Genomic DNA, 21373 nt, shown 5'->3' on the forward strand with positions numbered 1-21373 from the left:
GCACAGGATTGAAGCCTTGTGCAGTACCTGTGGGAGCGGCTTTAGCCGCGAAAGGGCCGGCACAGCAGCCTGAAATGGCTCAGACGTGGCGCTGCTTACCAGCCTTGCCCCGCGGCAGCCGGCAACGGTCGCTCTGCTCGGCCAGGCGCGCGGCATAAGCGGCCTTGACGCTGAAACCACCACTGCGGGCCGGCTGCTCGGCAACCTTGGCAGGCTTGGCTGCAGCAGGCGTGCTCACCACCTTGCTTGCCGGCTTGGCGGCAACGGCCGCTGGCGCTGCTTCTACCGCCGGCACCGCCCCCTTGGCGGTCTTGCGCAGTTCAGCCAGCGATGGCGTCTTGTTTTTCGAGGCCGCAGCCGCGTCTGGTTTGACCAGCGAGCGCTGGCACGATTTGCAGGATACGTCCGCGGTCACGGCAGTGCTGACAAGGGTCTGACTGCTGCGCCCACAGGCGGAATCGAGGCCATTGGTGGAAAAGTGAGTAACCAAAACCGAACATCTCCGATGCGTTGTCATTGAAGCGGGCGGCATTCTCGCACAGGATGCAAGGTCTTGCCGAACGGGCCGGCCGCACCACGACCATCGGTGCCGGACAACAGGGCTGGCACATTGCCATAATCACAGGCATGCTAGCCCGTTCAGATGTCCGGCTTTATAGTGCGCCGCCGCGGTCAAGGCTTGTGCAGATACCGGCATACACCGTGCATGTTCCCACCCTGCCATCGCCAGCCCAATAGCAGGACCAACGCTTGACCAATCTCAATCATCCGACTCTGCTGCGCCCCGCTTCGACGGCCCCAGTCGCTTCGCTGCGTGGTTCGGTCAAAGGTGCGCTGGCCCTGCTGGCCCTGATCCTGCTGGGTTTGCTGCTGTGGCAACTGTTCTCGCAGTTCCGCCACACCCAGGCCGACCAGCGCCAGATGAACCTGGACGCCAGTGCCGAACTGGCCGACCACCTGAGCCTGAACATGGCGCTCAAGGCCCAGCAGGCCCTGAATGTCGTCCAGCCCTACGTCAAAGCACCGACGCCCGCCGCCCTGCCGAGCCTGCTGGCCACACTGCGCGAACGCCTGCCCGCCTTGCGCGACGTGGCGTGGCTGGACCATGCCGGGCAACTGCGCAGCGACAGCCTGGCCGGCAGCCCCGACCGCCAGCTGATTGACGAACTGGTCGGGCTGAACCAAGGCCGAAACTACTACTTCGCCAACGCGGCGGACAACCGCACCGTCTACCTGCTGTTGCGTCAAGCGGCCGAACAGGACCGTGGATACTGGCTGCTGCGCCTGTCCCCTGACTATTACCAGGCGCTCACCGTGCACCTGGACGGCCCCGGGCACCCACTCTGGCTGCTGGAAAACAGCCGCAGCGGCGAGGTGCTGGAGCGCCACGCCCCGGTACAGACCAGCGGTGAACCGCTGCAAAGCGTGATGCTCGCGTTCATCGACAACAGCGCCTGGCAATTGCGTGGCCTGTTCGACGCAGGCCTGGCCCAGCAGAAACTGCTGCCGGCACTGATCGGCAAGTGCCTGCTGGCGCTGTTCTGCGCCCTGCTGCCAGTGCTGGCACTGATCAACATGCGCCGCCGCCAGCGCGCCTTGCAGGAAGACCGCCGGCGCTACCAGGAAATCTTCGAAGGCACGGGCGTGGCGTTGTGCGTGCTCGACCTGTCGAGCCTGCCCGGCCAGCTCGACCGCTATCACCTGCGCAACCTGGCCGGGCTCAAGCAGAGCCTGGCGCTGGACCCTAACCTGCGCCGCTCGCTGCTGCTGGAACTGAAGATCACCGAGATCAACCAGGTGGCGCGCCAACTGCTCAACGTCGAGTGCCACGAAGGGGCCTGGCAGCGGCTGATCGACGGCAGCGGCGCGGGCCGCGACAGCATCGGCATGCAACTGATCGACGCCTTGATCGAACAACGCCCGTCGCTGGAACTGGAAGTGCGCCTGCCTGCCCCGTTGGGTGGCGAACTGCACCTGTGGCTGATGGCACGCCTGCCGCAACAGCGTCGCGACTACCAGGCGGTGATCCTCAGCATCAGCGACATCACCAGCCGCAAGCAGGTGGAGTTGTCGCTGCTGGAGCGCGAAAGCTTCTGGTCCGACGTGGTGCGTACCGTGCCCGACCAGCTGTACGTGCAGGACGTGCACAGCCAGCGGATGATCTTCAGCAACCGCCACCTCGGCCAGACGCTCGGCTACGACCGCACCGAGCTTGCACAGATGGGCGACCGCTTCTGGGAACTGCTGCTGCACCCCGAAGACGCCGCGCACTATCAGGCGTTGCGCCAGCAACAGCGTGACAGTGCTCACGCCCAGTCGCTGCACACTCAGCTGCGCTTCCGCCACCGCGACGGCGGCTGGCGCTGCTACGAAATCCGCGAGCAGGTGCTGACCCGTGACGAAGGTGGCCTGGTCACACGCATCATCGGCGTGGGCAAGGATGTCACCGTGCAGATCGAGGCCAGCCAGTCGTTGCGCGACAGCGAGCAGCGCTACCGCATGCTCGCCGAAAGCATCAGCGACGTGATCTTCTCCACCGACAGCCACCTGCAACTCAACTACCTCAGCCCCTCGGTACAGGCCGTGCTGGGCTACCAGGCCGACTGGATCTTCGACAACGGCTGGCAGTCGATCATCGCCAACCCCTCCCAACTGACCGGCATCTACAGCCTGATGGAGCGGGTCAGCAAGGCCATGGGCGACAGCGAGCAACTGGCACAACTGCGCAGCCAGCTGCCGACGCAACTGTTCCTGTTCGACTGCCTGCGCGCCGATGGCCGCAAGATCCCCATCGAATTGCGCCTGGTGCTGGTGTGGGACGACCAGCAACGCTTCGAGGGCGTGCTCGGCGTGGGCCGCGACATCAGCCAGCAACGCCGAGCGGAAAAAGACCTGCGCATGGCCGCGACGGTTTTCGAACACTCCACGTCGGCGATCCTCATCACCGACCCGGCCGGCTACATCGTGCAGGCCAACGAAGCATTCAGCCGGGTCAGTGGCTACGCGGTCAGCGACGTGCTCGACCAGCTGCCGGCCATGCTGGTGGTCGAGGACCAGCAGGAAAGCCACCTGCGCTATGTGCTCAAGCAACTGCACCAGCGCGGCAGCTGGGAAGGCGAAGTGTGGCTCAAGCGCCGCGACGGCGACCGTTACCCGGCCTGGGTCGGCATTACCGCAGTACTCGACGACGAAGGCGACCTGGCCAGCTATGTGTGCTTCTTCACCGACATCAGCGAGCGCAAGGCCAGCGAACAGCGCATCCACCGCCTGGCCTACTACGACGCCCTGACTCACCTGCCCAACCGCACGCTGTTCCAGGACCGCCTGCATACCGCACTGCAGCAGGCCGAGCGGCAGAAGTCGTGGGTGGTGCTGATGTTCCTCGACCTCGACCGTTTCAAACCGATCAACGACTCCCTCGGCCACGCCGCGGGCGACCGCATGCTCAAGGACATGGCCCTGCGCCTGCTGGCCTGCGTCGACGATGACGACACCGTGGCGCGCATGGGCGGCGACGAATTCACCTTGCTGCTGCAGCCCCGCGCCACCCGCGAGATGGCCCTGAACCGCGCCATCCACGTGGCCGAGAACATTCTTGGCAGCCTGGTGCGGCCGTTCGTGCTGGAAGGCCGCGAGTTCTTCGTCACGGCCAGTGTCGGCATCGCCCTCAGCCCGCAAGACGGCAACGAGCTGAGCCAGCTGATGAAGAACGCCGACACCGCCATGTACCACGCCAAGGAGCGCGGCAAGAACAACTTCCAGTTCTACCAGACCGAAATGAACGCCAGCGCCCTGGAGCGCCTGGAACTGGAGAGCGACCTGCGCCACGCGCTGGAACAGAACGAGTTCATCCTCTACTACCAGCCGCAGTTCAGCGGTGACGGCAAGCGCCTGACCGGTGCCGAAGCGCTGCTGCGCTGGCGCCACCCGACCCGCGGCCTGGTGCCGCCGGGAGACTTCATCCCGGTGATCGAAGAACTGGGCCTGGTGGTGGATGTCGGCGACTGGGTGCTGCGCGAGGCCAGCCGCCAGCTCAAGGTCTGGCACAAGAACAAGGTACGCGTCCCGAAGGTGTCGGTGAACATCTCGGCGCGGCAGTTCTCCGACGGCCAGCTGGGCACGCGGATCGCCACCATCCTTGAAGAAACCGGCCTGCCGCCGGCGTGCCTGGAGCTGGAGCTGACCGAGAGCATCCTGATGCGCGAGGTCAACGAGGCGCTGCAGATTCTGGCCAGCCTGAAGAACCTCGGCCTGAGCATCGCGGTCGACGACTTCGGCACCGGTTATTCGTCGCTGAACTACCTCAAGCAGTTCCCGATCGACGTGCTGAAGATCGACCGCACCTTCGTCGACGGCCTGCCCGAAGGTGAGCAGGACGCGCAGATTGCCCGGGCGATCATCGCCATGGCGCACAGCCTTAACCTGGCGGTGATCGCCGAGGGCGTGGAGACCCATGAGCAACTGGAGTTCCTGCGCGAACATGGCTGTGACGAGGTGCAGGGCTACCTGTTCGGGCGGCCGATGCCGGCCAACCAGTTCGAGGCGCAGTTCGCCAACGAAACCCTGTTCATGTTCCAGTGACCGTTGTAGGAGCGGCCTTGGGTCGCGAAAGGGCCGCAGCGCGGCCCCAGGCTATCAGCAGCGCTGCACATATTGCCGGGGCTGCTGCGCAGGCCTTTCGCGACACAAGGCCGCTCCTACAATGGCTGCGCCAGGCCTGGGGTTTGCACCCGCAAAAGCGGACCTTAGAGTCAACTTCAATCCCCAGCCAGCCCAGACACGGCGCGGGATGCAACATGAGCCCCATTGGTCCGCGACTTGATGCCAGTTCATATGCCAGGCGTGGATCAATCGGTTAGAATGCCCCCCCAAATTACCCCGATCCTTGAGGACCGCCATGTTCAGCCGTGATTTGACCATTGCCAAGTACGACGCCGAGCTCTTCGAAGCCATGCAGCAAGAAGCCCTGCGCCAGGAAGAGCATATCGAGCTGATCGCTTCGGAAAACTACACCAGCCCGGCAGTCATGGAAGCCCAGGGCTCGGTCCTGACCAACAAGTACGCCGAAGGCTACCCAGGCAAGCGCTACTACGGTGGCTGCGAGTACGTCGACGTGGTCGAGCAGCTGGCCATCGACCGTGCCAAGGAACTGTTCGGCGCCGACTACGCCAACGTCCAGCCGCACGCTGGCTCGCAAGCCAACGCCGCGGTCTACCTGGCCCTGCTGTCGGCCGGTGACACCATCCTGGGCATGAGCCTGGCCCACGGTGGCCACCTGACCCACGGCGCTTCGGTAAGCTCGTCGGGCAAGCTGTACAACGCCATCCAGTACGGCATCGACGGTAACGGCCTGATCGACTACGACGAAGTCGAGCGCCTGGCGGTCGAGCACAAGCCGAAGATGATCGTTGCCGGCTTCTCGGCTTACTCGCAGGTCCTGGACTTCGCCCGCTTCCGCGCCATCGCCGACAAGGTCGGTGCCTACCTGTTCGTCGACATGGCCCACGTTGCTGGCCTGGTTGCCGCTGGCGTGTACCCGAACCCGGTGCCATTCGCCGACGTCGTCACCACCACCACCCACAAGACCCTGCGCGGTCCACGTGGTGGCCTGATCCTGGCGCGTGCCAACGCCGACATCGAGAAGAAGCTGAACTCCGCCGTCTTCCCAGGCGCCCAGGGCGGCCCGCTGGAGCACGTGATCGCCGCCAAGGCCATCTGCTTCAAGGAAGCACTGCAGCCTGAGTTCAAGGCTTACCAGCAGCAGGTCGTGAAGAACGCCCAGGCCATGGCCGAAGTGTTCATCGAGCGTGGTTTCGACGTCGTTTCCGGCGGCACCCAGAACCACCTGTTCCTGCTGTCGCTGATCAAGCAGGAAATCTCCGGCAAAGATGCTGACGCTGCCCTGGGCAAAGCCTTCATCACCGTCAACAAGAACTCGGTACCGAACGACCCACGTTCCCCGTTCGTCACCTCGGGCCTGCGTTTCGGCACCCCAGCCGTCACCACCCGTGGTTTCAAGGAAACCGAGTGCCGCGAACTGGCCGGCTGGATCTGCGACATCCTGGCTGACCTGAACAACGAAGCGGTGATCGACGCCGTACGTGAGAAAGTCAAGGCCATCTGCAAGAAGCTGCCGGTCTACGGCAACTGATTGGCGAAAGCCTGATGTCAAAAAGCCCGGCCTTGTGCCGGGCTTTTTCATGCCTGTCGCCCAGCAGCGGAACCGCTTCCGGATGGGCTGAGCGAACCCGGCCGCCTAACCTGCCGCCTCTTTTGGAAAACGAGCAGGAGGCCAGCGATGGCTGACCACGTAGCACTGTCCTTCACCGCCACCTTGCAAGTCGCTGAAGCGCCGGTCAATGTTCTGGGCGACATGACCACCGGGCCCGTATCGCTGGTAAGCCCTCACCAGGCGCCGGGATATGCCGTTGAGGGGGCCACGACCCTCGGCATGCTGAATGGCAACGAATCAGACTGGCGTCACGGCCAGGAAATCGGATTGATCACATTCGAGCAGGCCGCCCAACCCGCAGCCTTGCTGCTGTATTTTCGCCACACCGAAGCGGGCTACCGCATCTACCTGCGCAGCGGCCCCCATTCGGGCCAAGGGGTGTTCACCACCGGCGATGGCCTGGTAAACGTGCAGCCGATCAAGGCAAAAGACCCAAGCCTGTGGAAGCTGACCGATGCACAGACGGGTGTGGCGTTCGACCTGACTCAGCTTGAGGATGGCCGGCGAGAAGTTCAGCTGAGCAATGCTCAGGGGCACCCCGTGGAGATCCACAACCTGTACCCGGTAGGCGGCTTTCTGGCGTGCTATCCGGCAGCGCGCCAAGGGACCTTGAGCCTGATCATTCAAGAGCGCGGTGTCGATTGGCTCAAGCCTGACTGATGTGTTTGCTCACCTCCTCGGTACTGACCCAACCCTTGTGGGGGCGGGTTCACCCGCGAAGCAGGCGACGCGGTGCACGCGGGTGAACCTGGGTCTCTTCAGGTTCATTCAGATCATGCAGCCCTGGCCGTCACGTATTAACCTGTGCCACCCCAAGCGCAAACAAACACAGGCCCGGCTTTGACCAGAGAGCAACTCGAAACCCAACAGATCCCCATCTACTTCGCTGCCGTTCTCGCAGCCCTGGCCTTCGGCATGCTGGCCAGCGACACTGCGCAACACCTGCAAACCCTGGTCACCCCCGCCATCGCCATCCTGATGTACGCGATGTTCCTGCAAATCCCCTTCCTCGACCTGCGCCAAGGCTTGGGCAACCGCCGCTTCATGGCCGCGCTGCTGCTCGCCAACTTCATCCTCGTGCCCTTGCTGGTGTGGGCCCTCACCCGCGGCCTGGCCGACCACCCGGCGATCCTCATCGGCGCCCTGCTGGTGCTGCTTACGCCGTGCATCGACTACGTGGTGGTGTTCACCCACATCGGCAAAGGCGACTCGCGCCTGACCCTCGCCGCCACGCCCGTGCTGTTGCTGGTGCAGCTGGTGCTGCTGCCGGTGTACCTGGCACTGATGCTTGGCGACAGCAGCGGCGTAACCATCCGCATCGCCCCGTTCGTGGAAGCCTTCGTGCTGCTGATCGTGCTGCCAATGATCCTTGCCGTGCTCACCAGCGCCGGCGCCCGCCGCTTCCGCGCAGTGTCGGCCTGGAACGACGCCTGGGCATGGATGCCAGTGCCGGCCATGGCACTGGTGCTGATAGCGGTGATCGCTTCGCAGATTGCCGTGGTGCTGCGGGATTTTGATCGGTTGCTGCCAGTGATTCCGGTGTATGTCGGCTTCATGCTGCTGGCGCCATTACTCGGGTTTGTCTCGGCGCGGCTGATGCGCCTGCCCGTGGCCGAGGCACGCTCCGTGACCTTCAGCGCCGCGACGCGAAACTCGCTGGTGGTATTGCCGCTGGCGCTGGCGTTGCCCGAGGACCTGCGCGGGCTGGCGGCAGCTGCGGTAATCACCCAAACGCTGGTGGAATTGCTCAGCGAGTTGATTTACGTCCGAGCCATCCCAGCCCTCATAAGATGACGATAGGCAATCACGCGATCACTGTGGGAGCGCCCTTGCGTCGCGAGAGGGCTGCAAAGCAGCCCCAATATCTCGCCAGCTGATGCCACTTCTCCCGGTTTAAAGCGCTTTCATCTCCGCAATATCCCTCACCACCTGATCGGCAGAGCGATCAAACATCGCCTGCTCCTGGGCATCCAGCGGCACCTCGATCACCCTGGTAATCCCCTCCTCGGCCAGCACGCAGGGAACGCCCATGGCGATATCGGTGCGACCGTATTCCCCTTCAAGAATCGCAACCGCCGGCAGAATGCGGTTACGCCCATTGGCGATCGCATCCACCATCTGCGCAATGGCCACACCCGGTGCATCGCAAGCACTGCCGACCTTCTTCAAGCCCAGAATCTCGCCGCCACCTTTGCGTGTGCGTTCGACGATCCGCTCGATCTGCTCATCGGACAGGAAGTGCGACAGCGGCACCGACCCGATCTGGCAGTAACGCATCAGCGGCACCATGCTGTCGCCATGCCCGCCCAGCACCAGCGCCGTGATATCCCGGGCCGAAAACCCCGTCTGCTCGGCAATGAAGCACTTCATGCGCGCGGTATCCAGCACGCCGGCCTGGCCGAATACCCTGCTGCGCCCCAGCTTGCTGAGCGAGCAGGCGCGATAGGTCAACACATCGACCGGGTTCGACACCACCAGCACCGTCGCTGCAGGCGCATGATTGTTGATGTCCTGCATGATGCCGTCGAGAATTGGCAGGTTGATGCTCAGCACATCCTGACGCGACTGGCCAGGCTTGCGCGGCACACCCGCAGTGATCACCACCAGGTCAGAGCCCTGCAGCATGTCGGCCTTGGCCCCGCCGACAACCCGGGTATCAGAACCTGATTCGACCGCCGCCTGCCAGACGTCCAGCGCCTTGCCCTGCGCCAGCTCACCCTGCACATCCATCAACACCAGCTCACGGCACAACTCATCCCGGGCGATGATCTGCGCCGCCGCCTCGCCCACGATCCCGGCACCTACGATTGATAGCTTGTTCACCTGACACCTCCCAGCGGCGCGCGCCACCAGGAGCACGCCTGCGTATACAGAGAAGTATTGCCTGCCAAGGCGAAAAGACCATGTGATGCGACCGCATGCTATTGACAGCCTCCCACCGTCCCGGAAATACTTTGTAAAGATTCATATAGATGACCAAATAACAAGGTGAATCGCTTCATGACCGCACTGCCCAGCCTTAGGCGTTTGCCCGGCGTCACACCGCCGTCCGCCAACCCCATTCCTCCGAAGTTCGACGTTTGCGCATCCAGTCGGCCAGCTGCCCGCGACCGATAACGGCTCGCTACTGCCCGCAGAATCCCCTGTCATGCCTGCAATGCCTGAGTGCCGCTAGCGCGCCAGCCCAACCGAGATTCCCTGAATGACTCCTTTAGATCTACAGCTGTTGCTGACCGCACTGGTCAGTGTTCTGGTGCTGGTAGCGTTGATCGTGTCCCGTCTCAAGATGCACCCGCTGCTGGCCTTGCTGGTGGTGTCCATTGGCGTGGGCTTTGCGACCCACATGGAGCCCGGTAGCATCGTCTCCCACCTGCTCACTGGCGCCGGCAAGACGCTGGGTGCGGTCGGGGTGGTGATCGCACTTGGCGCGATGCTGGGCAAAATCCTGGCTGACGCTGGCGTCACTGAACAGGTCGCGGATGTCATCCTCAAGCGCACGTCAGACCGCATGATCCCGTGGGCCATGATGCTGGTTGCCTTTGTCATCGGCATTCCGATGTTCTTCGAGGTAGGCCTGGTGATCATGCTGCCGTTGATCTTCAGTGTGGCGCGCAAGCTGGAAGGCCAGGCTCGCTTCAAGGGCTCGGCGTACGTGTATGTCGGTGTGCCGGTGATTGCGGCGCTTGCCGCCATGCACGGCATGGTACCGCCGCACCCAGGCCCGTTGACCGCCATCGCCGTGCTCAAGACCTCGGTCGGGCCCACCATGCTCTATGGCTTCCTTGCGGCTATCCCGGCCATGATCCTGGGCGGCCCGCTGTATGGCCTGTTCATTGCGCCGCGCATGAGCACGCGGCCCGACCAGGCGTTGCTGGACCAGTTCACCCTGACTGAAAAAGCCGGTAATCAACCCCGCCCCGGCGTGCTGATCGGCATGCTGGCCGCGTTGCTACCGGCGATCCTGATGCTGGTGCACGCCGTCGCCGAGATGGTGCTGCCCAAGGGCAATGCGGTTCTGGAAATGGCCAGCTTCTTGGGCAACCCGCTGATTGCCATGCTGCTGGGCGTGCTGTTCGCCGGTGCGAGCCTGGTGCTGGCGCGCGGAGGCGACGCCGAACAGCTGCGCGATGCGCTGGGCAAAAGCCTCAAGCCTATCGCCTCGATCATCATGATCATCGCCGGCGGCGGAGCCTTTCAGGAAATGCTGACCAGCGCCAAGGTGGGCGATGCCATCGTGCACCTCACCCAGCAGTCGGCCTTCCCGCCATTGCTGCTGGGGTGGCTGATCGCGATGTTGCTCTCGGTGTCTACCGGTTCCGCCACGGTGGGTATCGTCGGGGCTGCCGGTCTGCTGGCGCCGCTTGCCGGTGCAGACCCTAGCCTCAACCTGCCATTGCTGGCCTTGTCCATCGGTTGCGGTTCGCTGTTCTTCAACTACGCCAACCATGCAGGCTTCTGGATGGTGAAGGAGTCCTTCGGCATGACCATGGGCGAAGCGACCAAGACCATCTCGGTGGTGCAGTCCATCGTGGCTGTGGTCGGGTTGATCGTGGTGTTGGTGTTGAATGCGGCGATCACGGTGAGCTGAGCCGTGTCGGGACAAGAGGCCGGCACACTGAGCCAATGGCGCAGGGTTCAGGGGTGCCGGTTGCTTTCGTATCGCAGCCATCCTGCAACCCCTCCCCCGCCACCTACGCGGTCTTTAGGATGATTCCGCCCGTCACTGACCGGCACCTCTGGGAAGTCAAAGGGGCTCATGCCCTCAATACAGGCCACGTTCACCCCGTACTGATCCGGCGCAGAACGACGCTGGTGGAAGGTGTAGATGCCGCACTTCGAGCAGAAGTAGTGCTTGGCTTCGTGTGTGTTGAATTGATAAAGGGTGAGCGCTTCTTGGCCTTGGGTGACAGTGATGTCGTTCAGGTTGGCTGATACAGCCACGGCACCCCGCATGCGGCAGAGCGAGCAGTTGCACCTTCGTGCTGTACGCAGGCCGTCGGTCAAGCGCAGTGAAAAGCGCACTGTTCCGCAATGGCAGGCTGCTTGGTAAACAGGGCGATCATCGCTTTTTTCATCAGTCATAGCGTTTCTCTAGTCTGAGAAGCCAACCTGGATACTCACGGGGCAAGGCCAAAAGGTAATGAAACGATCAGTGCCTCGTCCCGAACCCTATGCGAGATAACCCTGCAACAATCGCCGCACATTTTCCACTAGCGCAGACTCCCCCTTACGCGGCGCAAGCAACAAGAACCTGGCTTGCGCCAACACCGGCATGCCAGCCCGGTAAGGCTCCACGCCATGCGGTACGGCACTCGCGTTAAGGCAGGCTATTCCAAGCCCTGCCCGCAACGCCGATTGCAGCCCCGCCACACCTGAAGTCGAATAAACGATCTCGTATTCCACCCCGGCGCGCTCCAACACCTGGCAGCTGTATTCCGACAATCCGCACCCGCTGATCGCGAGCAGTGGCAGCGGCTGGCCGGGCTCTGGAACCCAGCCTGCAGCGGCTACCCATTGCAGTGGTTCCTGCCTCACCTCAAAGGTGTTGGCTGTGGACACGCGCTCGTTAAAACGCATGGCCAAGCCAATGTCCAGGTAGTCACTTGCCTGATCAATTTCCAGGCTCTTTTTCATAACAACATGAAGTCGCAGCCGGGGATGCCATTCACGTAGTTTTTTCAGTAGGCCAGCAATGTCGTCGGGGCGGAAGTAATCGGTGATCGCCAGCCGTATCTCCCCTTCGAATTGTTCGCCTCTTACATCCGACAGCGCCCGCTCTCCCAGGGTAAGGAGCTGCCGCGCATGGCGCACAAGACGCTCACCCGCAGGGGTGGGGCGAACGCCTTGCTTGCCTCGAATGAGCAACTCGACACCGATGGCATTTTCCAGCTTGCGCAGCTGTTCGCTGATGGCGGAGGTTGAGCGAAACAGGGCCGGAGCGGCTGCAGAGATACTGCCTGCGTCACAGACCGCCAAGTAGACGTGGAGCTGGGCAAGGTCGAGGTGGTACATACAGATTCCGGATAAACAGGAAGATGAGCACTGATTTTCCCGCTTTTTAGGAACATGTTCAAAGGCTAAGTTACAGGCACATTCACTGACGAGGATGACTCAAATGCCTGGTATCACCCTGACCTTGTCCGGCGCGCCGAATGCTGCGCTGGCGTCCGACCTCAGCCATGAACTTACTGAACTGACTGCACGTGTTCTGGACAAGCAACCATCACAAACGATGGTGATCGTTCGGTTCGTCGATGCTGGTTTGTGGTTTATCGACAGCGAATCGCTCGAGAGCTTAGGGCGAAACAGCTTTCGCCTGGAGGTCACGATCACCGACGAAACGACAACTGTGGAGCAGAAACGGCAGTATCAGCGTGAAGCCTATGATTTGCTCTCGGGACGCATCGGGAATGTGCACCCTCATTCGAACGTCCACATCATAGACGTGCGCGCTACGGCGTATGGCTATGGCGGGGTGCCGCAAGCTGCAAAGCTATGGGGCTGAAAGAGGAATCAGGGGCGATTCACAACGCCCCTGAACACCCTGCTGCCCATCTGCTGCCTCACAGTTTTTCTGCTACCAGGGCATAACACATGGGTACCTGCACCACGCCCTGGGTGTAGACGTCGTACAGATCTTCCCGATTGGAATGCGCGTATTCGTTGAATGCGCACAGCCTCAACCCCGCGCCCAACACCCCCATGAGCAGATCGCCCAGCCGGTGGATATGCCAGTAAGACCGCTGCCCGGTCGCCTCGCCCCTGCCCTCGTAAACAATCGCACCCGTTTCGACCACCGGCTCGGTCTGAAAGTAGGAACCACTGATGCGCCACGGGTCGCTGGCTTCGGGATCGAGCATTTCCAGAACCGGGTGCGTCTCGTAAATCACCAGCGTCCCGCCGGGTTTCAGCGTCCTGGCAACGTGGCTGAAGAACAGACCAAGGTCGGGCATCCAGTTCACAACACCGATGGTGATCAGGGCGACATCGAAGCGCGCGTTGAGCATGGTCGGCAGCGCGTGAATGTCGGCCTCGACGAATTCAGGCGAATACTGGGAGCGCTCGGCCAGCTCCTGCGCTTGCTTGAGAAACGCCGAAGACTGATCGACACCCACCACTTCCAGTGCGCCAAGGGCAAACAGCGATAGCACCTCGCGGCCATTGTTGCAGCCCAACTGGATAACTGACTTGCCTGTTACGCCTACCTGTTGCAACTGTTCAGTCAGGGTCGAATCCAGGCAAGAAAAGCCTTTGTCCGCCACGGCGTCGGTAAGCCGAGCCCACTCGGCGCTGCGCCGGTGGTGGTCGGCGGAGGCATTCCAGGCGTCACGGTTGCTGGTGATGACATCCTTGTGCGAAACCATCTTGAACCTCGTCTTTGTTCGCTGAGGTTCTGACATTAGCAGCTGCGCCAGCCGTAGGCTGGCGACATCGTTGCTTTCATTAGTCGACCAGGTGACTAAGTTCGTTGGGATCGATCATCTTCCCGCATTGCTCACTGGCCAGCCGGCTGATGATCCGGATCGCCTGGTGAATACCTGCGGTGTTGCGGAAGCTCAGCTGAGGGTTGTGTTCGCACTCCAGCACTTCATCGTGCTGGACCAAGGCTTCGCCGAGCAGTTCCAGGGTCCAGGCGTAGCTTTGGATGGTGGATAGGCGTTCCTGGTCAGTCATGGGGCACCTGCCTTGATGGGGAAGTGGGGCGCGCCAGGTTGCAGATCGGGTAGAAGCGGTGAGGTTTGGGGGCCGGCGCGGGGCAGCGGCGGAGAGCGGATGCGAGGATCCTGGATAGACTTCGGATGAGCATGCATGAGGTCCTTTTCGGTTGAAGCACCACGCTGACCGTCGCCAAACGGTTAGGGTGGCAGCTGTACGCAGGTTGGCGAACCGAGGAAAAGGAACTCGGCAGACCCGAAGGTCTCCCACGCACAGCCGCCATTACACGAAACTGCGGACGCAAAAAAAGCGCCTGCAATCGTGGTCGGGGCGCCGTTGCGCCTTTTCGTACGGGTCGCCAAACCCGGTCACGGAATTGGCCGCGACTGGGGCAATTTATCCCTCTGAGGCTGTATTCGCAAGCCTTCGAGCGGAACAAAGGCTCTACGCGTTCCGTAGGAAAAATTTGATCTACTGGCGATGAGAAACAAAAAAGGCCTGCATTGTTGCAAGCCTTGATATGTAGCGGAGACAGGAGTCGTATCAACACGAAAGAGATTGAATTCAATGGGTATTGTTCTTCAGGAACTCATTATCCCTAAAATTATCCTCAACCTATTTCCAGATGGCGAACCATCGTGAAAAAGCCCTGACTTGCGGCAGACGTAAGCGTCCGACAAACCCGTCTCGAAAGCTATTTTTAGGAGTAGAGCGTACTGAGCGGCGGATTTTCGACCGCAATCAATTGTGATCGCGCCGCATCTCGGCCCACTCGATCAATGCCTGGATTGACGGCCCGAGTGCATGGCCGATCTGAGTGAGCTGGTACTCCACCCGGGGTGGCACTTGCGGGTAGACCGTGCGCAGCACGATGCCATCCTTTTCTAACTGCTTTAGCTGTTGAATCAACATCTTCTGATTTATTCCCTCGATCAGCTTCTCTAGATCCGAGAAACGAAGCGCACCTTTGGCTGCGAAAAGCTGGCACAAGATGATGATTTTCCATTTCCCTTCCAGCACACGAAGCGTCTCAGTCGTTGCTTCGGCCCAATTCAACCGATTTTGCGGATCGCCGCAATCCCAATCCCGTTCCATTTCTTTCTCGAAGGTGTGCTACCCACCTTTTGGTGGGTACTTACCATTATTACAACAGCCGCCTAGAATCGGTGCAAGCAAACGATTACTGAGGCTTAACCATGAAAATCGGCATCATTGGAACGGGCAACATCGGCGGCACCATTGCTCGTAAGTTAAGAGCTGCTGGCCATGAGATTCGCGTGGCAAATTCTGGAGGTGTCAACGGCGTTCGTGCATTCGCCGAAGAAATCGGAGCAGAGCCTGTAGACATTCGGGGCGCAGTGGACGGCGCGGATGTGATAGTGCTGTCGATACCTCTGCCAGCATTGAGCGCACTCCCTCCTGATCTATTTACCTCCGTACCCGACAGCATCCCTGTTGTGGATACCAGCAACTACTACCCTGGTTTGCGTGACCCCCGCATTGCTGAAATTGATCAAGGGATGACGGAAAGCGTTTGGGTGACGAAGCAGATTGGGCGACCGGTAATCAAGGCATTCAACAATGTGCTCGCCTACACATTGGCAGAGTTGGGCGTACCGGACGGTACACCCGGTCGTTTGGCAGCGGCGGTAGCGGGGGATGATGAGAAAGCCAAAGAAACAGTGATGGCTCTGGTAGATCAGGTAGGCTTCGATCCGGTTGACGCAGGCTCGCTTGAGGAGTCCTGGAGGCAACAGCCGTCTACACCAGGCTATTGCTGTGATTACGATGCTGAGACTATGCGCAGGGCTTTATCAGCAGCTATCAGGGGGCAGGCAGCCGCTAAACGAGATCAATTGCCTGAGCATTTCAAGTGGCTCGGGCCGAACCCGACCCATGGCGACGTGGTAGCCATGAATCGATCATTCAATCCACTCGACTAAGGTTTTTGCTGAGCATGGAGCAAGCTCAAGAATGACTGATCGCTTGAGACGGTGAATGAGTCCAGCATTGGGGTAACAACATTCCAATCTCACTTCCCCGCTGTGCCCGCAGCCGAGTCAGCACATCTTTGAGATAGGCATACGGATTGTGCCCATTCATGCGCGTCGACTGGATCAAGCTCATAATCGCTGCCGCTCGTTTACCGCTGCGAAGAGCCCCAGCAGACAACCAATTGGAGCGCCCAAGCGCCCATGGCCTGATCGTGTTTTCGACCGGTTTTTTGTCGATGGGCACGGCACCATCATTCAGGTAGCGCGTTAGCGCTACCCATCGTTTCAAACTGTAGTCCAAAGCGTTGGCCGTACCAGAGCCTTCTGGCACAAGCTCACGCTGGGCCAGCTTCCACTCATGTAGCTTCGCTGCGATGGGAACCGCTATTTCTTGGCGCAATCGCCTGCGGTCTTCATCGCTCGACTCAGCACGGTCCTCGAATGGCCAGGCGCCCACTTCACAGACATTTCCTTATGCCAGCCCAATGCAACGCGCTCGAATGTGTGGCCTCTGACAACCGCCTCGACATTGGCCTGCTGCCTGGACGCAATCGGATCAATGCCTTCAGCCAGTATCCGCTTGGTCTCCAGACGCTTCTGCCGAGCATCTACGAGACCGATAACGGGAGAGTTGTCAAACGAGGTCAGCCCCTCGCGCCCATCCAGTTTCACATACCTGAAGCGCCAGCCTTTGCGGCCATTGGGGTAAACGAGGAGGTAAAGACCGTCCCAATCGAAAAGCTTGTATGGGCGGTCAGTAGGCTTTGCCGAGCGGCATGCGGTGTCAGTAAGGGGAGCAGTAGTACGAGCCAAAAGGTAAACCCCTTTGTCGAATCTACTTTATCCCAAACGTTACCCCTAAATCGGCTGACAGCTGTCGGATTCCGAAGGAACGTCATAACGAAAAAACCCGCCAGAAGGCGGGTCTTACGGGGGTTCCAGAGATTTTGGTGGCCTTCGCTGGAACCTGAACTGGTGCCGGAGACAGGAATCGAACCTGCGACCTTCGCGTTACGAGTGCGCTGCTCTACCGACTGAGCTACACCGGCGTGTAGCGCAACGTACCACTGCCGCACCCGCTGCGTAAACCCCTGTTTCCCCAGCCTTATTCCCCCTCGTCTCAGGACGCTTTGCAGCCCTTCGGCGCGAGGTCTTCCTCGATGTCGGTCGTGCAGCTCCAGCCGGTAGCCGAGCGGGTCAGGGTAAGGCGCTTGCCCACCGCATTGGCCGGTGCATCCACCAGGGTGCACTCGATCGAACCAGCCCCGTCAGCCGCCTTGCTGCTGACCGCAATCGCACAGTTCGCCGTGGCGGGCTGGCCGCCCAGCTCGGCCACATTGGTCACGTCCTTGCCTTCATTCAAGCGCAGTTCCATCGCCGTCTTCAGCGCGCTGATTTCCAGCAGCCCGGCCGCAGCCTTGGTGCGGGACTGGTGGTTGGTGTACATCGGGATGGCGATGGTCGCCAGAATGCCGATGATCGCGACGACGATCATCAGTTCGATCAGGGTGATACCGCGTTGCCCTTTCATGAACGATTTCCTTTTTGATACGTGTACTCGTGGAGGTCAGGCTCGCCCCCAGCTGGCAGCGGCGCAGTAGGCCTGAACAGACACCTTTTGTCACCCCTGCCCGCCGGGGCGTCATCTTCGCTGAACTACTCTAGTGAGCATCACGGACGTACGCCCGCTCATGGACGCGGCAAGCTGTTTCCAGGCTTGTCGCATGAGCACAAAAGGACCTTTGCATGAACTCATCGACGCATCTTTATTCGTGGCGCGGCACTGATGCCAGTGGCGCCAAGGTCAGCGGCCAGGTCAGCGGGCGCAGCCTGGCTTACGCACGGGCCGGCTTGCAGCGCCAGGGCATTCGCGTGGTCAGCCTGCGGGCGGCCGGCGGGTTTGAATGGCGTATGCCGAAGGCTCGGGAAAAGGCCGACCCGGCGGGTTTCAGTCGCCAGCTGGCGACCTTGCTCAAGGCCGGGGTACCGCTGTTGCAGGCCTTCGAGGTGATGGGGCGCAGTGGCTGCAATGCGGCGCAGGCAGCCTTGCTGGATAAATTGAAACGGGATGTGGCCTCGGGCCTGGGGCTGGCCGATGCGCTGCAGCGCCACCCGGCGTGGTTCGATGGGTTGTACTGCAACCTGATCCGCGTGGGTGAGCAATCCGGCACGCTCGATCGGCAGCTGGAGCAGTTGGCGGGGATGCTGGAGCAACGCCAGCTACTGCGTAAAAGGGTGCGCAAGGCGATGCTCTATCCGTTGCTGTTGTTGCTGACCGGTTTGGGGGTTTCGGCGATCTTGTTGCTGGAGGTGATTCCGCGCTTCGAAAGCCTGTTTGCCGGTTTCGATGCAGCGCTACCGGCCTTCACACAGTGGGTGATCAACTTGTCCACAGGGCTGGGGCGCTATGCGCCGCTGCTGTTGATAACCGCAGTTGGCCTGGCATTCGCCTTTACCCGGCTGTATCAGAGGCATGCGCCAGCACGGCTGTGGATGACTGCACAGGCTTTGCGCCTTCCTGTGTTCGGCAGGCTGTTGAGCCAGGCGGCCCTGGCGCGCTTCGCCCGCACCCTGGCCACGTCTTATGCTGCCGGGGTGCCGATGCTGGATGCGCTGGTCACCGTGGCCAAGGCTTGCGGCGATGAACTGCACGAACAGGCCGTGCAGCGCTTGCGTCAGGGCATGGCCAACGGGCAGGCGCTGAATCAGGCGATGGCCAATGAACCGCTGTTTCCGCCCTTGTTGGTGCAACTCACCGCCATTGGTGAATCCAGCGGCACGCTAGAGCAGATGCTGGCGAAGTCCGCCAGCCATTACGAGGAACGGGTCAGCCAGGCGCTGGACCAGTTGACCTGCCTGCTGGAGCCAGCCATCGTGCTGATCCTGGGCCTGTTGGTCGGTGGCCTGGTGGTGGCGATGTACCTGCCGATCTTCCAGTTGGGTAGCTTGATCTGAACATGACTTCATGGACTTTGCTGGCCGAACAGCCGGCCTACTTCATCCCCTTGGCGGCTGTGCTCGGCCTGCTGGTGGGCAGCTTCCTCAATGTGGTGGTGCATCGCCTGCCGATCATGCTCGAGCGCCAATGGCAGCGCGAAGCGCAGGAGGTGCTGGGCCTGCCGACCACCGAGCACGAGCGCTTCAACCTGTCCCTCCCCGCTTCCCACTGCCCCCATTGCAACCACGCGATCCGCGCCTGGGAGAACATTCCCGTAATCAGTTACCTGGCGTTGCGGGGGCGCTGCTCGGCGTGCAAGCAGCCGATCAGTGCGCGTTATCCGCTGGTCGAGGTGGCCTGTGCGCTGTTGTCGATGGCAGTGGCCTGGCATTCCGGCACAAGCACCGAGGCCCTGGCACTGCTGCTGCTGACCTGGAGCCTGCTGACGCTGAGCCTGATCGACCATGACCAGCAGCTATTGCCCGATGTGCTGGTGCTGCCGACGCTGTGGCTGGGCCTGGTCGTCAATGCCTTCGACACTGTGGTGCCATTGCCCGATGCACTGTGGGGCGCAGTGGCCGGGTACCTGAGCCTGTGGTCGGTGTACTGGGTGTTCAAGCTGGTCACTGGCAAGGAAGGCATGGGCTATGGCGACTTCAAGCTGCTGGCGCTGATCGGGGCCTGGGGTGGCTGGCAGGTATTGCCGGTGACCTTGCTGCTGTCATCGGTGATCGGCGTGGTGGCGGGCCTGTGCCTGCTGCGCGTGCGCAGGCAGTCCGTCGGCACTGCAATACCCTTTGGCCCTTATCTGGCCATTGCGGGGTGGATTGCTGTGCTCTGGGGTGATGAAATATACGCCTCCTACCTGCAACTGTTTGGAATGTGATGACCACCAAGGCCTTCACCCCCTGGATTCTCGGGCTGACCGGCGGCATCGGCAGCGGCAAGAGCGCCGCCGCCGAACGCTTCGTCGAACTTGGCGTGCACCTGGTCGATGCCGATCAGGCGGCGCGCTGGGTGGTCGAACCCGGCCGCCCGGCACTGGCCAGCATCGTCGAGCGCTTCGGCCCCGGCGTGCTGCTGGGCGATGGCCAGCTTGATCGCGCGGCCTTGCGCCAGCTGATCTTTGCCGACCCTGCTCAGCGCAAGTGGCTGGAACAACTGCTGCACCCGCTGATCGGGCAGGAGATCTTCAGTTATCTGGCCAAGGCCGAATCACCCTATGCGGTGTACGTGTCGCCGCTGCTGATCGAGTCGGGCCAGCACCAGAAGGTCCAGCGCGTGCTGGTCATCGATGTGCCGCAAGCGCTGCAGGTGGCGCGCACCCTGGCACGTGACAACACCAGTGCCGAGCAGGTGCAGGCCATTCTCAAGGCCCAGCTGGGCCGGGAGGAGCGCCTGGGCCATGCCGACGATGTGGTGGTCAATGACGGCGACCTGGCCGCACTGCATGAGCAGATTGACCGCCTGCACCACTTTTACCTGACTTTACGAGGAGGCCAACCATGAGCCAGCCATTGACCGTCGATTGCCCGACCTGTGGCGCACCTGTGGAATGGAACGAGAAAAACACGTTCCGGCCGTTTTGTTCCGATCGTTGCAAGCTGATCGACCTGGGGGCCTGGGCGGCGGAGGAGCACAAGATTCCGGTAGCGCCGGATGCCGAGGATGAGCTGTTTTCCGGGGAGCTGGAGCCGCGGCACTGACGGACGCTTGGGCTGCCTGTGCCGGCCCTTTCGCGGGTAAACCCGCTCCCACAGGACCTTCACAGGATCTGAAAGCGGTGAAATCCCTGTGGGAGCGGGTTTACCCGCGAAGAGGCCGGCATAGCCAATACGACTTTCAGCGCTCATCATCCTTCCACGGCGCCTGCAGATACCGCGTACGGTTGAATGTTTCCAGCCACTCCGGGCAAAACACCACCAGGGCACTGATCACCATGCCGTTGATGAACGCCTCCGGGAACATCATCAGCCACAGGTAGCCGATAAAATCGCTGAGCCACTCCGGCATCGCAAAGCGACCATCCAACCATAACACCCCCAACGCCACCGGCACGCAAATCAGCACCGTCAGTGCAGCGGGGAAGAACCCTGAACAGAAGATGTAGACGAACAGGTTACGCGGCTGCGCCCGCTCGACCAGGATCGCGCACACTTCGGTGATCAGCACCGGCAACCCCACCAGCAGCAACCCGTTGACCCCGAGCGCCGCGAAGTCCTGCCGCCCCAGCGCCAGCAAGCCGAGCTGGGCGAAGAAGCCACCGAGCACTGCCAGTGGCCAGTCCAGCAACAAGGTAACCGCCGTCATGCCAATGAAGTGATACGACACGCCTGTATCGAAATCGCGCCTGACCAGCCACAGGGCAAACAGGCAGAACACGGTGCCAAACAGCAGGTGCTGGCGGCGCCGGTCGGTCAGTAGCTCAACCCAGCGCGTGCGGCTGGCGGCCCAGATCAGCAGCGGCACGTAGCCAAGCCAACCCATGGCCAGGCTGGTTGTGGATAAAACCTGCGCGCTGATCACCCGAACAATGCCCCTGTCTGGCCTGTG

General features: G+C 61.5%; 20 protein-coding genes, 1 tRNA gene and 2 pseudogenes. 11 read left to right on the forward strand and 12 right to left on the reverse strand.

Features of this window, described 5'->3' with window-relative positions; translation table 11 throughout:
• Positions 1 to 79 precede the first annotated feature (79 nt).
• Positions 80 to 490: a hypothetical protein gene (locus APH27_RS20315; protein WP_060485744.1), complete on the reverse strand. Its 411-nt coding sequence runs from the start codon at positions 488 to 490 to the stop codon at positions 80 to 82.
• Positions 491 to 750: 260 nt separating this feature from the next.
• Here APH27_RS20315 and APH27_RS20320 point away from each other — a divergent pair, with 260 nt between their 5' ends.
• The 4 genes from APH27_RS20320 to APH27_RS20335 all read left to right on the forward strand — a co-directional run bounded on the left by APH27_RS20320 (position 751) and on the right by APH27_RS20335 (position 8026).
• Positions 751 to 4581 (forward strand): bifunctional diguanylate cyclase/phosphodiesterase, encoded by a 3831-nt coding sequence (locus APH27_RS20320; RefSeq protein WP_060485745.1) that lies wholly within the window; start codon positions 751 to 753, stop codon positions 4579 to 4581.
• Between the two features lie 316 nt (positions 4582 to 4897).
• Positions 4898 to 6151: a serine hydroxymethyltransferase gene (gene glyA, locus APH27_RS20325; RefSeq protein WP_027918253.1), complete on the forward strand. Its 1254-nt coding sequence runs from the start codon at positions 4898 to 4900 to the stop codon at positions 6149 to 6151.
• Between the two features lie 147 nt (positions 6152 to 6298).
• Entirely contained in the window at positions 6299 to 6892 is a 594-nt protein-coding gene (locus APH27_RS20330; protein ID WP_060485746.1) for a hypothetical protein, read from the forward strand.
• Between the two features lie 180 nt (positions 6893 to 7072).
• Complete coding sequence (locus APH27_RS20335) at positions 7073 to 8026, forward strand: arsenic resistance protein (protein WP_060485747.1); 954 nt, start codon at positions 7073 to 7075, stop codon at positions 8024 to 8026.
• A gap of 99 nt (positions 8027 to 8125) precedes the next feature.
• Here APH27_RS20335 and APH27_RS20340 read toward each other — a convergent pair whose 3' ends face one another.
• A complete protein-coding gene (locus tag APH27_RS20340) occupies positions 8126 to 9055 on the reverse strand; it encodes a malate dehydrogenase (protein WP_027918250.1) in 930 nt (309 codons plus the stop codon).
• Positions 9056 to 9434: 379 nt separating this feature from the next.
• Here APH27_RS20340 and APH27_RS20345 point away from each other — a divergent pair, with 379 nt between their 5' ends.
• Positions 9435 to 10820 carry a GntP family permease gene (locus tag APH27_RS20345; RefSeq protein WP_027918249.1) on the forward strand — a complete coding sequence of 462 codons (1386 nt, stop codon included), beginning with the start codon at positions 9435 to 9437 and terminating at the stop codon, positions 10818 to 10820.
• A gap of 47 nt (positions 10821 to 10867) precedes the next feature.
• Here the strand turns inward: APH27_RS20345 and APH27_RS20350 are convergent, their stop codons facing one another.
• Both APH27_RS20350 and APH27_RS20355 read right to left on the reverse strand, forming a co-directional pair.
• Positions 10868 to 11314, reverse strand: a complete 447-nt coding sequence (locus tag APH27_RS20350) for a GFA family protein (protein ID WP_060485748.1) — start codon at positions 11312 to 11314, stop codon at positions 10868 to 10870.
• 87 nt (positions 11315 to 11401) lie between these two features.
• Positions 11402 to 12244 carry a LysR family transcriptional regulator gene (locus APH27_RS20355; RefSeq protein WP_060485749.1) on the reverse strand — a complete coding sequence of 281 codons (843 nt, stop codon included), beginning with the start codon at positions 12242 to 12244 and terminating at the stop codon, positions 11402 to 11404.
• A gap of 103 nt (positions 12245 to 12347) precedes the next feature.
• On the opposite strand from APH27_RS20355, the gene APH27_RS20360 reads away from it, so the two are divergent.
• Positions 12348 to 12737 carry a tautomerase family protein gene (locus APH27_RS20360; RefSeq protein ID WP_060485750.1) on the forward strand — a complete coding sequence of 130 codons (390 nt, stop codon included), beginning with the start codon at positions 12348 to 12350 and terminating at the stop codon, positions 12735 to 12737.
• A gap of 58 nt (positions 12738 to 12795) precedes the next feature.
• Here APH27_RS20360 and APH27_RS20365 read toward each other — a convergent pair whose 3' ends face one another.
• The 3 genes from APH27_RS20365 to APH27_RS20375 all read right to left on the reverse strand — a co-directional run bounded on the left by APH27_RS20365 (position 12796) and on the right by APH27_RS20375 (position 14983).
• Complete coding sequence (locus APH27_RS20365) at positions 12796 to 13596, reverse strand: class I SAM-dependent methyltransferase (RefSeq protein WP_256250655.1); 801 nt, start codon at positions 13594 to 13596, stop codon at positions 12796 to 12798.
• 79 nt (positions 13597 to 13675) lie between these two features.
• Positions 13676 to 13906 (reverse strand): hypothetical protein, encoded by a 231-nt coding sequence (locus APH27_RS20370; RefSeq protein ID WP_027918244.1) that lies wholly within the window; start codon positions 13904 to 13906, stop codon positions 13676 to 13678.
• Positions 13907 to 14629: 723 nt separating this feature from the next.
• On the reverse strand, positions 14630 to 14983 hold the full coding sequence (locus tag APH27_RS20375) for a helix-turn-helix domain-containing protein (RefSeq protein WP_060485752.1): 354 nt from the start codon (positions 14981 to 14983) through the stop codon (positions 14630 to 14632).
• 101 nt (positions 14984 to 15084) lie between these two features.
• Here APH27_RS20375 and APH27_RS20380 point away from each other — a divergent pair, with 101 nt between their 5' ends.
• The gene (locus tag APH27_RS20380) at positions 15085 to 15831 is read left to right on the forward strand and encodes an NADPH-dependent F420 reductase (RefSeq protein ID WP_060485753.1); all 747 of its coding nucleotides are present in this window, start codon (positions 15085 to 15087) and stop codon (positions 15829 to 15831) included.
• Between the two features lie 25 nt (positions 15832 to 15856).
• Here the strand turns inward: APH27_RS20380 and APH27_RS26130 are convergent.
• The 4 genes and pseudogenes from APH27_RS26130 to APH27_RS20395 form a co-directional block, all read right to left on the reverse strand.
• A pseudogene (locus APH27_RS26130) lies at positions 15857 to 16309 on the reverse strand (transposase); the annotation flags it as partial.
• A pseudogene (locus tag APH27_RS20385) lies at positions 16303 to 16695 on the reverse strand (integrase arm-type DNA-binding domain-containing protein); the annotation flags it as partial. The pseudogenes APH27_RS20385 and APH27_RS26130, both read right to left, overlap by 7 nt.
• 160 nt (positions 16696 to 16855) lie before the next feature.
• Positions 16856 to 16931, reverse strand: a tRNA-Thr gene (locus tag APH27_RS20390).
• A 71-nt stretch (positions 16932 to 17002) separates the two neighbouring features.
• Entirely contained in the window at positions 17003 to 17413 is a 411-nt protein-coding gene (locus APH27_RS20395) for a pilin (protein WP_060485755.1), read from the reverse strand.
• Positions 17414 to 17628: 215 nt separating this feature from the next.
• On the opposite strand from APH27_RS20395, the gene APH27_RS20400 reads away from it, so the two are divergent.
• Genes APH27_RS20400 through yacG form a run of 4 tightly spaced genes read left to right on the forward strand, consistent with a single transcriptional unit; the run spans position 17629 to position 20526 of the window.
• Positions 17629 to 18837, forward strand: a complete 1209-nt coding sequence (locus APH27_RS20400; protein WP_060485756.1) for a type II secretion system F family protein — start codon at positions 17629 to 17631, stop codon at positions 18835 to 18837.
• A 2-nt stretch (positions 18838 to 18839) separates the two neighbouring features.
• On the forward strand, positions 18840 to 19706 hold the full coding sequence (locus APH27_RS20405; RefSeq protein WP_027918236.1) for an A24 family peptidase: 867 nt from the start codon (positions 18840 to 18842) through the stop codon (positions 19704 to 19706).
• The gene (gene coaE, locus APH27_RS20410) at positions 19706 to 20329 is read left to right on the forward strand and encodes a dephospho-CoA kinase (protein ID WP_027918235.1); all 624 of its coding nucleotides are present in this window, start codon (positions 19706 to 19708) and stop codon (positions 20327 to 20329) included. The genes APH27_RS20405 and coaE overlap by 1 nt, the downstream gene beginning before the upstream one ends.
• Entirely contained in the window at positions 20326 to 20526 is a 201-nt protein-coding gene (gene yacG, locus APH27_RS20415) for a DNA gyrase inhibitor YacG (protein ID WP_027918234.1), read from the forward strand. Before coaE ends, yacG begins: the two co-directional genes overlap by 4 nt.
• A 136-nt stretch (positions 20527 to 20662) precedes the next feature.
• On the opposite strand, the gene APH27_RS20420 is transcribed toward yacG, so the two are convergent.
• Positions 20663 to 21346 (reverse strand): energy-coupling factor ABC transporter permease, encoded by a 684-nt coding sequence (locus APH27_RS20420; protein WP_060485757.1) that lies wholly within the window; start codon positions 21344 to 21346, stop codon positions 20663 to 20665.
• Positions 21347 to 21373 lie beyond the last annotated feature (27 nt).

This window comes from Pseudomonas sp. NBRC 111123 (assembly GCF_001320205.1).
GTDB lineage: Bacteria > Pseudomonadota > Gammaproteobacteria > Pseudomonadales > Pseudomonadaceae > Aquipseudomonas > Aquipseudomonas putida_J.

What these genes read in the sequence shown, in the direction of transcription:
- glyA (WP_027918253.1), top strand. Translation starts at nt 4,898, where the DNA reads ATGTTCAGCCGTGATTTGACCATTGCCAAGTACGACGCCGAGCTCTTC.
- APH27_RS20330 (WP_060485746.1), top strand. Translation starts at nt 6,299, where the DNA reads ATGGCTGACCACGTAGCACTGTCCTTCACCGCCACCTTGCAAGTCGCT.
- APH27_RS20345 (WP_027918249.1), top strand. Translation starts at nt 9,435, where the DNA reads ATGACTCCTTTAGATCTACAGCTGTTGCTGACCGCACTGGTCAGTGTT.
- APH27_RS20350 (WP_060485748.1), bottom strand. Translation starts at nt 11,314, where the DNA reads ATGACTGATGAAAAAAGCGATGATCGCCCTGTTTACCAAGCAGCCTGC.
- APH27_RS20355 (WP_060485749.1), bottom strand. Translation starts at nt 12,244, where the DNA reads ATGTACCACCTCGACCTTGCCCAGCTCCACGTCTACTTGGCGGTCTGT.
- APH27_RS20360 (WP_060485750.1), top strand. Translation starts at nt 12,348, where the DNA reads ATGCCTGGTATCACCCTGACCTTGTCCGGCGCGCCGAATGCTGCGCTG.
- APH27_RS20365 (WP_256250655.1), bottom strand. Translation starts at nt 13,596, where the DNA reads ATGGTTTCGCACAAGGATGTCATCACCAGCAACCGTGACGCCTGGAAT.
- APH27_RS20370 (WP_027918244.1), bottom strand. Translation starts at nt 13,906, where the DNA reads ATGACTGACCAGGAACGCCTATCCACCATCCAAAGCTACGCCTGGACC.
- APH27_RS20375 (WP_060485752.1), bottom strand. Translation starts at nt 14,983, where the DNA reads ATGGAACGGGATTGGGATTGCGGCGATCCGCAAAATCGGTTGAATTGG.
- APH27_RS20380 (WP_060485753.1), top strand. Translation starts at nt 15,085, where the DNA reads ATGAAAATCGGCATCATTGGAACGGGCAACATCGGCGGCACCATTGCT.
- APH27_RS20395 (WP_060485755.1), bottom strand. Translation starts at nt 17,413, where the DNA reads ATGAAAGGGCAACGCGGTATCACCCTGATCGAACTGATGATCGTCGTC.
- APH27_RS20400 (WP_060485756.1), top strand. Translation starts at nt 17,629, where the DNA reads ATGAACTCATCGACGCATCTTTATTCGTGGCGCGGCACTGATGCCAGT.
- APH27_RS20405 (WP_027918236.1), top strand. Translation starts at nt 18,840, where the DNA reads ATGACTTCATGGACTTTGCTGGCCGAACAGCCGGCCTACTTCATCCCC.
- coaE (WP_027918235.1), top strand. Translation starts at nt 19,706, where the DNA reads ATGACCACCAAGGCCTTCACCCCCTGGATTCTCGGGCTGACCGGCGGC.
- yacG (WP_027918234.1), top strand. Translation starts at nt 20,326, where the DNA reads ATGAGCCAGCCATTGACCGTCGATTGCCCGACCTGTGGCGCACCTGTG.